14 protein-coding genes and 1 pseudogene are annotated in these 11,065 nt (G+C 71.7%); 8 read left to right on the top strand and 7 right to left on the bottom strand.

Going from position 1 to position 11,065, the window contains the following annotated elements; translation table 11 throughout:
- The 5 genes from eccB to DKL51_RS29610 all read right to left on the bottom strand — a co-directional run.
- Positions 1-729 (bottom strand): type VII secretion protein EccB (gene eccB / locus DKL51_RS29630; RefSeq protein ID WP_124812828.1); only part of this gene is annotated, 729 nt, incomplete at its 3' end.
- A gap of 96 nt (positions 730-825) precedes the next feature.
- A complete protein-coding gene (locus DKL51_RS29625) occupies positions 826-2,112 on the bottom strand; it encodes an MFS transporter (RefSeq protein ID WP_109946268.1) in 1,287 nt (428 codons plus the stop codon).
- Positions 2,113-2,206: 94 nt separating this feature from the next.
- Positions 2,207-3,586 carry a rhodanese-like domain-containing protein gene (locus DKL51_RS29620; protein ID WP_109946258.1) on the bottom strand — a complete coding sequence of 460 codons (1,380 nt, stop codon included), beginning with the start codon at positions 3,584-3,586 and terminating at the stop codon, positions 2,207-2,209.
- A 121-nt stretch (positions 3,587-3,707) separates the two neighbouring features.
- A complete protein-coding gene (locus DKL51_RS29615) occupies positions 3,708-4,064 on the bottom strand; it encodes a rhodanese-like domain-containing protein (RefSeq protein WP_109946267.1) in 357 nt (118 codons plus the stop codon).
- Between the two features lie 11 nt (positions 4,065-4,075).
- Entirely contained in the window at positions 4,076-4,390 is a 315-nt protein-coding gene (locus DKL51_RS29610; RefSeq protein ID WP_109946257.1) for a rhodanese-like domain-containing protein, read from the bottom strand.
- A 179-nt stretch (positions 4,391-4,569) separates the two neighbouring features.
- On the opposite strand from DKL51_RS29610, the gene trxA reads away from it, so the two are divergent.
- Positions 4,570-4,932, top strand: coding sequence for a thioredoxin (gene trxA / locus DKL51_RS29605; protein ID WP_109946256.1), 363 nt, complete (start codon positions 4,570-4,572; stop codon positions 4,930-4,932).
- A 49-nt stretch (positions 4,933-4,981) separates the two neighbouring features.
- Here the strand turns inward: trxA and DKL51_RS29600 are convergent, their stop codons facing one another.
- Entirely contained in the window at positions 4,982-5,374 is a 393-nt protein-coding gene (locus DKL51_RS29600) for a DUF302 domain-containing protein (protein WP_109946255.1), read from the bottom strand.
- A gap of 70 nt (positions 5,375-5,444) precedes the next feature.
- Positions 5,445-6,647 (bottom strand): NAD(P)/FAD-dependent oxidoreductase, encoded by a 1,203-nt coding sequence (locus DKL51_RS29595; RefSeq protein WP_109946254.1) that lies wholly within the window; start codon positions 6,645-6,647, stop codon positions 5,445-5,447.
- Between the two features lie 157 nt (positions 6,648-6,804).
- Between DKL51_RS29595 and DKL51_RS29590 the strand changes: the two genes are divergently transcribed.
- The 7 genes and pseudogenes from DKL51_RS29590 (at position 6,805) to DKL51_RS35920 (ending at position 11,064) form a co-directional block, all read left to right on the top strand.
- The gene (locus tag DKL51_RS29590; RefSeq protein WP_109946253.1) at positions 6,805-7,074 is read left to right on the top strand and encodes a metal-sensitive transcriptional regulator; all 270 of its coding nucleotides are present in this window, start codon (positions 6,805-6,807) and stop codon (positions 7,072-7,074) included.
- A gap of 133 nt (positions 7,075-7,207) precedes the next feature.
- The gene (locus DKL51_RS29585) at positions 7,208-8,608 is read left to right on the top strand and encodes an MBL fold metallo-hydrolase (RefSeq protein WP_109946252.1); all 1,401 of its coding nucleotides are present in this window, start codon (positions 7,208-7,210) and stop codon (positions 8,606-8,608) included.
- 88 nt (positions 8,609-8,696) lie between these two features.
- Positions 8,697-9,296, top strand: a complete 600-nt coding sequence (locus DKL51_RS29580; RefSeq protein WP_109946251.1) for a rhodanese-like domain-containing protein — start codon at positions 8,697-8,699, stop codon at positions 9,294-9,296.
- Positions 9,293-10,198, top strand: a complete 906-nt coding sequence (locus DKL51_RS29575; protein WP_109946250.1) for a sulfite exporter TauE/SafE family protein — start codon at positions 9,293-9,295, stop codon at positions 10,196-10,198. Before DKL51_RS29580 ends, DKL51_RS29575 begins: the two co-directional genes overlap by 4 nt.
- A gap of 160 nt (positions 10,199-10,358) precedes the next feature.
- Entirely contained in the window at positions 10,359-10,655 is a 297-nt protein-coding gene (locus DKL51_RS35930) for a thioredoxin domain-containing protein (RefSeq protein WP_207783946.1), read from the top strand.
- A pseudogene (locus DKL51_RS37325) lies at positions 10,652-10,780 on the top strand (DsbA family protein); the annotation flags it as partial. The gene DKL51_RS35930 and the pseudogene DKL51_RS37325, both read left to right, overlap by 4 nt.
- 143 nt (positions 10,781-10,923) lie before the next feature.
- Positions 10,924-11,064 (top strand): DsbA family protein, encoded by a 141-nt coding sequence (locus tag DKL51_RS35920; RefSeq protein ID WP_207783949.1) that lies wholly within the window; start codon positions 10,924-10,926, stop codon positions 11,062-11,064.
- Position 11,065 lies beyond the last annotated feature (1 nt).

Raw genomic sequence — 11,065 nt, 5'->3', positions numbered from 1 at the left:
GACGGGCGGCGGGGCCAGGTCCGCGCCGGCCGGCACCGTGTTGAGCAGGGCCGACGCCACCGGCACGGCGCGCTCCCGGGTGGCGGCCAGCGCCGCCAGCACCCGGTCGGTGTCCCGGAGCAGGTGACGACGCTGGTGCCAGAGCAGGTGCAGGGTACCGTCCGGGTGCCGCAGCAGCACCCCCTGGTCGCCGAGGGCCCGGCCGCCGGTGGCGTCCTGACCGATGAGCAGCGCCGAACGCGGCTCGGCGCCCCCCGGCTCGGTCGGCACGTCCGAGCAGACCGTCCACGGTGCGGTCGAGAGCCGTCCCGGGGCGGGTAGCGAGTCCGGCGCGTCGGCGATCCCCAGTGGCAGGCCGCGCGGCACCCCCTCGATCGAGCGCCGGGAAACCAGCACCGTCTTCGGCCGCTCCGCGCCGATGATGAGCAGCGCCGAGGCGTAGTTGAGCACCGGATGGAGCTGCTGCTCCCGGTAAACGAACCGCGCGCCGGACTCCTTCTCCACAATCACCGCCCCGGAGTCGCGCCAGTCGGTGCCCCCGCCGGAGAAGAGGCCGTAGAGGGCGAAGCCGCCCAGCCCGATGACCGCGACCAGCACGCTGGCCAGGCCCGCGCCGGCCAGTCGGCGAAACGGCGACTGCGCCGGGTCGGTCTCCCGCATGACCAGCGCGGCGACCGCCCGCTGCACGGTGAACTGGTACGAGTGGAGCTGGTCCTGCCGCGACGGCATCGGGGTCCTTCCGGTGGATCGTCGGGGCACAGGATAAGCGCTCCGTCGATCCTTTGTGGACCCTCCGTGGCACCGGTCGCCCGGCACCGGATGACCTCAGACGGATCCGACCGGCCGGTCAACCGCACGCCGGCGGGCGCCCCGGTGCGTCTCGTACATACGCCCGGCGACGAGCAGGCCGGATGCGGCGGTGAGGGCCGCCACCACCCAGGTGGCGCCCCGGATGCCGATGACGTCCGCCAGGAAGCCGGCCAGCAGCGCGCCGACCGCGAAGCCACCGTCGCGCCAGAGCCGGTAGATGCCGACCGCCCGGGCCCGCCACACGGGGTGCGCGACGTCGCCGATCGCCGCGAGCAGGGTGGGATAGACCATCGCGGTGCCGGCACCGAGCAGGACCGCGGCCGCCGCCCACAAGCCGAAGCTGCGCGCGCCGGCGATCAGCCCGAGCGCGACGGCCTGGGTCAGCATCCCCACCACGATGAAGGGTTTGCGTCCGAACCGGTCCGAGAGCGGACCGGTGATGATCTGACCCAGGCCCCAGAACGCGGGATAGAGGGCCGCCAGCACCCCGATCCGGGGCAGGGAGAGTCCCGCGGCGGCGAAGAGCACGGGAAACAGGCCCCAGGCGAGGCCGTCGTTGAGGTTGTTCACCAGGCCGGCCTGGCTGGCCGAGCTCAGCGCCGGTTCCCGCCAGCTGACCAGGGTGAAGACCTGCCGGGTGGTGAGATCGCCCTGGTGAGCGCCGTCGACGACCTGGTGGGTGGCCGCTTCGTGGTGGGCGTGCCCCCGCGTCTCGCGCACCAGGAGCGACGACAGGCCGAGGCCCACCGCCACGTAGGCGGCGCCCAGCAGGAACGGCGCGGGCCGCAGCCCGTAGTGCGCGGCCAACGCCCCGGTCGCCAGCGCCGTCGCGGCCACCGCAAGGTACCCGGCGGCCTCGTTCAGCCCCATTGCGAGGCCGCGCCGACGTGGCCCGACGAGGTCGATCTTCATGATCACCGTGGTGGACCAGGCCAGCCCCTGGTTCACGCCGAGCAGGACGTTGGCCGCGACCACCCAGCCCCAGGTCGGCGCCCAGATGAGCATCAGCGGTACGGGGATCGCCACCAGCCAGCCGGCCAGCAGCACCGGCTTGCGCCCGTACCGGTCGGAGAGGGTGCCGGCGAAGAAGTTGGTCACCGCCTTGGTGGCGCCGAAGGCGATGATGTAGGTGAGGGCGGCGGAGTACGCGGTCAGGTGGAACTCCCGCTGCCCGAGCAGCGGCAGGACGGTGCGCTCGGTGCCGAGCAGGCCACCCACCAACGCGTTGACCACCACGAGGAGGAGGAACTGGGCGGCGTTCGCCCGCAGGCCCAGCCTCGGCCCGACGGGGGTCGCTGTCATCTCCACATCCTTCTTCGTCATCCCTCACCTTTCTCCCATGGACGGGCAGGTGACCGAGGCTTCCTCGGTCACCTGCCCGTCTCGTTTGTTCCGGTCAGACCGCCGCGTGCAGCGTCTGCCACGCGCCGTACCCGCCGAGCAGGTCGGAGACGTCCGGCCGACCCGCGTTGCGGAGCAGGCTGGCCGCGACCGACGAGCGGTAGCCGCCGGCGCAGTGCACCACGACCGGCCGGTCGGTCGGAACCTCGTCGACCCGTCGCGTCAGCTCGGCGAGCGGGATGTGCAGCGAGCCGTCGACTGCACCCTGCTCCCGCTCACCGGCGTTGCGCACGTCCAGCACCACCGGCGGCTGGGGCGTGTCCAGCGCCTCGCGCAGTTCGGTGGCGGTGACCCGGCTGGCCCGCGCCATGTCGGCGACCATCTCCAGGAAGGCACCCTCGGGCTCGCGCAGGTACCCGACGACCTGGTCGAAGCCGATCCGGGCGAGGCGTACGACGATCTCCTCCTCCCGGTCCTGCGGCGCCACCACGAGCACCTTGCGGTCCGGCGCGACCACGCTGCCGGCGGTCTCGGCGAACCGGCCGTCGGCCGGGATGTTGATCGCACCCCGCACGTGCCCCGCCGCGAACTCCTGCGGGTCGCGGGCGTCGATCACCGCCGCGCCCTCGGCGCGGGCCTGGGTGAACTCGGCGGCGTCGAGCGGGCGCAGGGCCTTGCTGTGGTCGAACAGCTCGCGGGCCTTGCGGTTGAGCACGGCGTCGAAGGCGAAGTAGCCGGGCGCCGACGGCTGACCGCCGGTGACCAGGGCCACGAACTGCTCCTCGCTCATCGAGGCGCAGGCGTAGTTGGTGCGGCGCTGCTCACCGATGGTGGACTGCCGCTCGGTGGAGAGGTTCTTGCCGCAGGCCGAGCCGGCACCGTGGGCGGGGAAGACCCGCACCTCGTCGGGCAGGCCCATGAGCTTGCGCTGGACGCTGTCGTAGAGCATCTGGCCCAGCTCGTCGGCGGTCACGCCGAGCGAGGCGAGCAGGTCGGGCCGGCCGACGTCGCCGATGAACAGCGCGTCGCCGGTCATGACCCCGTACGGCACCGCGTCGTCGGCGCGCTCGTAGACCAGGATGCTGATGGACTCCGGGGTGTGGCCCGGGGTCTCCATGATCTCCAGCGTCACGTCGCCAAGGCTGATCCGCTCACCGTCGTGCAGCTTGCGGCTGGGGTACTCGGTCTCGGCGCGGTGGCCGTAGCCGATCCACGCGCCGGTCGCCGCGGCCACCTCGAGGTGCCCGGCGAGGAAGTCGGCGTGGAAGTGGGTGTTGATCACCCCTTCGATGGTCAGGCCGTGGGCCCGCGCGTCGGTCAGGTACTCGTCGATGTCCCGGCGCGGGTCGATGAGCACCGCCCGCCCGGTGGTCTCGTCACCGATGAGGTACGAGGCCTGGGACAGGCAGTCCAGGTAGTACTGGGTGAACAACATCGTGCTGAACTCCTTCGCAGTGATGACCGGCGATGTACTCACGATAGCGTATACCCCCGGGGGTATATTCCGGGCCGAAGGTCCCGTCCTCCCGTGACCGTCGCCACGGGACACGGCCGGGTCAGATCAACCGACCCGGCCGGCCGCCCTTCACCTGCAGCGCCAACCCGGCGCCGACCCAGGCCCGCATGCCGCCGGCCAGGTTGTGGACCTGGTCCCGCTCGCGGGCCAGCAGCGCGGCGGCCTGCCGCGAACGCGCTCCCGAGCGGCACACGGTGACCACCGGTCGGTCCGCCGGCAACTCACCGATCCGCTCCGCCAGCTGGCCGAGCGGGATGTGCCGCGCCCGGGGCGCGTGACCGGCCCGCCATTCGGCCGGCTCCCGCACGTCCAGCAGCACCCCTCCGCCAGCCACCAGGGCGGCCGCCTGTTCAGGCCCGACGGAGGTGTAGTGCACGCCGAAGATCCTCTTCAGCATTCCGCCGAGCTTCATGCGTCCGGCCCCGTCACGACGGGACGGCCGCTGCGGGCCCACCCGCCGGTGCCACCGCTGACCGAGCGGGCGTCGACGCCGGCGCGGGCCAGGAACTGCGCGGCGGCCAGGCTGCGGTTGCCGCTGGCGCAGATGACGTACACCGGGCGGTTCCGGGGAAGATCCGCCACCACCGTGGGCAGCTGGGCCAGCGGCACCAGGCGCGCGCCGGGCACGTGGCCCTCGACGTACTCGAACGACTCCCGGACATCGACCACCGCGGCACCATCGGCGTGCGCGGCGGCGAAGTCCGCCAGGTTCACCTCTCGCATCTCTTCTCCTCAGGCTCGGTCATACCCCCCGGGGTATGGACGTCGACTGTAACCCACGGGAAGCGGGACGACATCCCGCCACCGGCACCGAGAGGGCGCAGTCGGAGCGCCGGGAATAGATACCCCCGCGGGTATGTTGTCACCGCCGTAGAACGCCTGTCGAGACACGGAGGTGGGACATGGCGAGCGTGGCGCTGACCGCGACCAACTTCGAGGAGACCGTCAGCCGGGACGGAATCGTGCTGGTCGACTTCTGGGCCAGCTGGTGCGGCCCCTGCCGCAGCTTCGCGCCGGTCTTCGAGAAGGCCAGCGAGAAGCACCCGGACATCGTGTTCGGCAAGGTGGACACCGAGGCGGAGCAGAGTCTCGCCGCGGCGGCCCAGATCCGGTCCATCCCGACGCTGATGGCCTTCCGCGACGGGATCCTGGTCTTCTCCCAGCCGGGCGCGCTGCCGGCCGCTGCCCTGGAGCAGGTGATCCAGGCCGTCCGTGACCTCGACATGGACGAGGTACGGACGAAGCTGGCGGCCGCCGGCCGCTGAGCCGGGACGCGCAAGGGGTGCGGGCAGACGCCCGCACCCCTGCCGGGCGTCAGGCCCCCAACGCGTCCAGCGCCACCCGCAGCCGGGCCGCGGCTTCGTCGGCGACGGCCCGCAGTTCGGGCGCGTCGCTGAGCTGCACCATCACCTGCGGGTCCATGGCCTGCACCACCGTGGTGTCCGGCCCCTCGGCGCGGACCACGACGTTGCACGGCAGGAGCAGACCGATGGCCTTGTCCGCCTGCACGGCGCGATGCGCCAGGGGCGGGTTGCAGGCGCCGAGGATGACGTACTCCTCCATGTCGACCCCGAGCTTCTCGCGGAGCGTCAACCGCATGTCGATCTCGGTCAGCACCCCGAAGCCCTGGTCCTTCAGCGCCGCCCGGACCCGTTCGACGGTCGGGCTGAACCCGGCGGACAGGCGGACGGTCATCGCGTAGCTCATGCGTTTGCTCCCCTCAGTTGAGATGATGCCGGTCCCACGGGGCCGGCTCTGGATGTTCGGAGATGCCCGCTCAGGCCAGTCCGCGGAGCATCCCGTGCCAGTACATCGCCGGCAGCCCGTACCGCTTGAGCAGCCACATGTCGTAGCGCGGCTTCATCGTGTCGATCAGCGGGAAGCTGGGCGTCGGCTTGAGCTGGTAGTCGAACTCGGCGAGCAGCATCCGGTTGCGGGCGGTGACCAGCGGGCAGGAGGTGTAGCCGTCGTAGCGGGCCGGCAGCGGCTCCCCGCGACGCGCCGCGAGCAGGTTGGTCGCCACGACCGGCGCCTGCTTGCGGATGGCCGCGCCGGTCTTCGAGGTTGGCAGGTTGGCCACGTCCCCGAGCGCGAAGACCTCCGGCCAGCGGGGGCTCTGCAGCGTGTACCGGTCGACCGCCAGGTAGCCGAACGGGCTCTCCGGGTCGGCCAGCGCGCTGCCCTTCAGCCAGTCCGGCGCGCTCTGCGGCGGTACGGCGTGCAGCAGCTCGTAGTCGACGGTCTCCTTGGTGCCCGAGGCGTTGTCGAGGATGACCGCCTGCCGGCTGTCCCCGTCGACCTCGACGAGCTGCGACTCGTAGCGCACCTCGATGCCGTAGTCGGCGGCGACCCGGCCGAGGACCTTCGCCCAGTCCGGCTGGCTGAAGATGGTCGCCGTCGGCAGCACCAGGATGATCCGGATCCCGTCCAGCAGGCCCTGCCGGCGCCACCAGTCGGCCGCCAGGTAGGCGATCTTCTGCGGCGCACCGCCGCACTTGATCGGCCCGGCCGGCATGGTGAAGATCGCCGTGCCGCCACGTACCGCCCGGATGAAGTCCCAGGTGAGCGGGGCCAGGTCGTACCGGTAGTTGCTGGACACCCCGCGCCGGCCCACCGACTCGGCCAGGCCGGGCACCGCGCCGAAGTCGAGCTGGAGCCCCGGCGCCATGACGAGCTGGTCGTATCCCACGGTCTCGCCGCTGCCGAGCGAGACGCGGCGATTGTCCGGATCGACGCCGTCCGCCCGGTCCCGGATCCACGTCACCCCCTTCGGGATGAGCTTTCGTTCCGGCCGCGCGGTTTCCGACGCGGTGGCCAGGCCGCCGCCCACGAGCGTCCAGAGCGGCTGGTAGTAGTGCTGCTCGGCGGGCTCGATCAGGGCCATGTCGTGGACCCCCGCCCTGCGCAGCCGCGCGGCGACGCTGATCCCCGCGGTGCCACCGCCGACGATGACCACCTGGTGATGCCGTACCGGAGCCATGGAACCTCCCGGAGGTGAGAAGGGTGGTCGCCGGGGGCACATCCTCGGACGGCCGGGGGAATCCCCGGGCGACCCTCCCGGTTGAGGATACCGGTGGGGGTATCCAGTGGCGAGGCCCGTACCCCCTGGGGTATCTTTCTGCGTGGGAGGTAGTGCGGTGAAGCTTCGACCCGAAATGACCAGCGAGGCGCTGACCCGGCTCAAGCGAGCGCGGGGGCAGCTCAACGCGGTCATCGAGATGATGGAGAGCGGTCAGGACTGCCGCGAGGCGCTGACCCAGCTGGCCGCGGTGTCGAAGGCGATCGACCGCGCGGGCTACAAGATCATCGCCTCGGGGATGCGGCACTGCAACGCCGCCCGCGACCGGGGCGAGGCGCCGGAGATGACCGAGGAGGAGCTGGAGAAGCTCTTCCTGGCTCTGGCCTGAGCAGGAGATGACCTGGCCCACGCCGCGTAGCCGCGGCGTGGGCGGGTAGTCATCCCGCGTACCTGAACCACGCAGAATTCTGCCTCCTACATACCCCCCCGGGTATGTGGAGAATTGGGAAGGGAGAACCGCAATGGCAGTAGAGGTGTCCGTCATCGCGACGTCCTCGCTCGGCGACCGCAGCTACCTGGCCTCCAACGGGCAGGTGGCGATCGTGGTCGACCCGCAGCGCGACATCGACCGGGTCCTGTACCTCGCCGGGAAGAAGGGCGTGCGAATCACCCACGTGGTCGAGACGCACATCCACAACGACTACGTCTCCGGCGGCCTGGAACTCGCCCGGGTGACCGGCGCCCACTACCTGGTGGCCGCGGCCGACGAGGTCGGCTTCGACCGCATGCCGGTCTCCGACGGCGACGTGGTGCCCGTCTCGGACGCCCTGCGTCTGCGGGTGATCGCCACGCCGGGTCACACCTTCCACCACCTGTCGTACGTCCTCGACGAGGCCACTGACGGCGGCTGGCAGCCGGCGGACGTCTTCACCGGTGGGTCGCTGCTGTTCGGCACGACCGGACGCACCGACCTGCTCGGCAAGGAGCACGCCCACGAGCTGGCCCACCACCAGCACGCCTCGGCGAAGCGGCTGGCCGACCTGCTCCCCGACGGGGCCCAGGTGTGGCCGACGCATGGCTTCGGCAGCTTCTGCTCAGCCAGCCAGGCCGACGCCCCCGACTCGACCATCGGCCGGGAGAAGCAGGCGAACGAGGTGCTGCGGCTCGCCGCCGACGAGTTCGTGACCCAGACCCTGGCCGGTCTCGACGCCTACCCGGCGTACTACGCCCACATGGGCGTGGCGAACTTCGCCGGTCCGGCCCCGGTCGACCTCACCCCGGTGATCCGAGCGGACGCGGCGCAGCTGCGCGAACGGATCGCGGACGGCCAGTGGGTCGTGGACCTGCGCAACCGCAAGGCGTACGCCGCCTCGCACCTGGCCGGCACAGTCAGCCTCGGGCTGGACGGTCCGATGTCGACCTGGCTGGGCTGGCTGATCGACTGGGGTGTGCCGATCACCCTGCTCGCCGAGACGCCGGAGCAGGTCGCCGACGCCCAGCGCGAGCTGGTCCGGATCGGCATCGACCGGCCGGCCGCGCAGGCCACCGGCGAGGCCGAGCAGTGGGCGACCGAGCCCGGACAGCTCGGGGAGATGCGGATGGCGGACTTCCGGGCCCTCGCGGCGGCCCGCGCTGGCAACACCCCTGCCGGCCTGCCGGACCCGGACGTGGTCCTCGACGTGCGGATGACCAACGAGTGGCGCAGCGGCCACATCGAGGGCGCCGTCCACGTCCCGCTGCCGGATCTGCCCAAGCGGCTGGCCGACGTACCGCCCGGCACCGTCTGGGTGCACTGCGGCTCCGGCTACCGCGCCACCGCCGGGGCATCGCTGCTGGCCAACGCCGGCCGCGAGGTGGTCGTCATCGACGACAAGTTCGACCAGGCCGAGGCGGCGGGCGTCGCCATGGCCGACAACGCCTGACCCGTACCGGAATCCGGCCGGCGCGACTGCGCGCCGGCCGGCCCCACCTTGCCGCCAGACCCGGCGGTTCGTCCCAGAACGAGGAGAAATGAGCACTTCCGAGACCACCCGCACGGCCACCGTGGATGCCACCAGCCTGCGGGAGCTGATCGACGCCGGACGGGCCCCCCGTCTGCTCGACGTGCGCACCCCGGCCGAGTTCGAGACCTCCCACATCCCCGGCGCCTACAACGTGCCGCTGGATCTGCTCAAAGAGCACCGCGAGGAGCTGCGCAACCACCTCGACGAGGACGTGGTGCTGATCTGCCGCTCCGGCGCCCGTGCCACCCAGGCCGAGCAGGCCCTGGCCGGGGTCGGACTGCCGAACCTCAAGGTCCTGAACGGCGGCATGCTCGCCTGGCAGGCGGCGAACGCGCCGATCCGGCAGGGCAAGCAGCGCTGGGACCTGGAGCGTCAGGTCCGCCTGGTCGCCGGTTCCATCGTGCTGGCCAGCGTCCTGGGCTCGGTGTTCGTGCCGGGTCTGAAGTGGGTCGCCGGGTTCATCGGCGCCGGCCTCACCTTCGCCGCGGTGACCAACACCTGTGCGATGGGCATGATGCTGGGCAAGCTGCCGTACAACCGGGGCGCCAGCTGCGACCTGGACACCATCGTCGGTCAGCTGCGAGAGAGCACCGGGGGGCGGGCATGACCGCGACCCTGGCCCTGACCATCGGACTGGCCGTCCTGATCGGCGTCAGCCTGGGCCTGCTCGGCGGCGGCGGTTCCATCCTCGCCGTACCGCTGCTGGTCTACGTGGCCGGCCTGCCGGCCAAGGAGGCGATCGCCACCTCCCTGCTCGTCGTCGGCGCCACCAGCGCGGTCGGGGTGCTGCCGCACGCCAGGGCGGGACGGGTCCGCTGGCGTACCGGTCTGATCTTCGGCTTCGCCGGCATGACCGGCGCGTACGCCGGCGGTCGGCTGGCCGAGTTCATCCCGGCCGGGTTCCTGCTCACCGGGTTCGCGGTGATGATGCTCGCCACCGCGATCGCGATGATCCGCGGCCGTCGCTCCGCCGAGGGCAAGCCCGTGCCGCACGAACTGCCGGTGTTCCGGGTGATCATCGACGGCGTGGTCGTCGGCCTGGTCACCGGCCTGGTCGGCGCAGGCGGCGGCTTCCTGGTGGTGCCCGCCCTGGCCCTGCTCGGCGGCCTGCCGATGCCGGTCGCGGTCGGCACCTCGCTGGTGGTCATCGCGATGAAGTCGTTCGCCGGCCTGGCCGGCTACCTCTCCAGCGTGCACATCAACTGGGGCCTGGCCGCCGCGGTCACCGCGGCCGCCATCGTCGGCAGCTTCGCCGGTGGCCGGCTCGCCGGACGGATTCCCGCCGACCTGCTTCGCAAGGCGTTCGGCTGGTTCGTCGTGGTGATGGGCGTCTTCGTCCTCGCCCAGCAGTTGCCAGGGGAGCTGCGGACGAACCCGCTGCTCTGGATCGGCGTCGGTGTTGCCGCCGCGATCGCCGTGGCGATGACCGTGCTGCGTGGCCGGAGGAAGCCGGAACCGCAGAGCGAGGCGGTCAGCCCCGCGCCGGTGGGATCCTCCTCCCGCCACTGAGCACGACCACGAGGGGCGTCCGGCAGGTCCGGGCGCCCCTCATTTATCTACTAGGCAGCCTAGTACTAAGCTCCCTAGTACTAGGTCTATTAGTAGGTGTGGACCAGCTGGAGGAGACATGCAACGCCCGATCAAGCCATCGCGCACGAGTGCCCCCCAGATGCGCCGGCTGGCTGGCTGGCTCGGTCCGGTTGTGGTCATCGCGATCGTCGCCGTCCTCGCGATCGTCGCCCGGCCCGCCGACAAGCCGTCCGCCCCCGCTGCCGAGACCGCCGCTGGGGGAACCGCCGGTGGGCAGGAGGAGAAGTCCTTCACCGGTCTGGCCCGGCGCACACCCGGCGATCCGGTCGCACTCGGGAAACCAGATGCCCCCGTCGTGATCATCGAGTACGCCGACTTCCAGTGCCCGTTCTGCGGTAAGTACGTAAGTACGCCCGGGAGACCGAACCCAGGCTGATCCGGGAGTATGTCGACAAGGGACTCGTCCGCGTCGAATGGCGTGACCTGCCCTACCTCGGCGCGGAGTCCCGGGCCGCCGCCACAGCCGCGCGGGCCGCCGCCAGCCAGGGGAAGTTCTGGGAGTTCCACAACGCCCTGTACGCCAAGGAGCGCCGGGTGAACAGCGGAGCCCTGAACGACGCCGCCCTGCGTGACATCGCTGCGCGCATCGGCCTGGACCTGGCCCGTTCGACGCGGACCGGGCGTCCGCCGTCACCCGCGACGCAATCGACCGGGACCAGCAGGAAGCGACCTCGATGGGCATCACCGGCACCCCGGCGTTCATCGTCGGCAACACACCCATCATCGGAGCCCAGCCGTACGAGGCCTTCAAGCAGGCCATCGACAAGCAGCTGGACGCGAAGTGAG

This window comes from Micromonospora globispora (assembly GCF_003857015.1).
Classification (GTDB): domain Bacteria; phylum Actinomycetota; class Actinomycetes; order Mycobacteriales; family Micromonosporaceae; genus Micromonospora; species Micromonospora globispora.
This window is presented reverse-complemented; position numbering and strand designations above follow the sequence as displayed.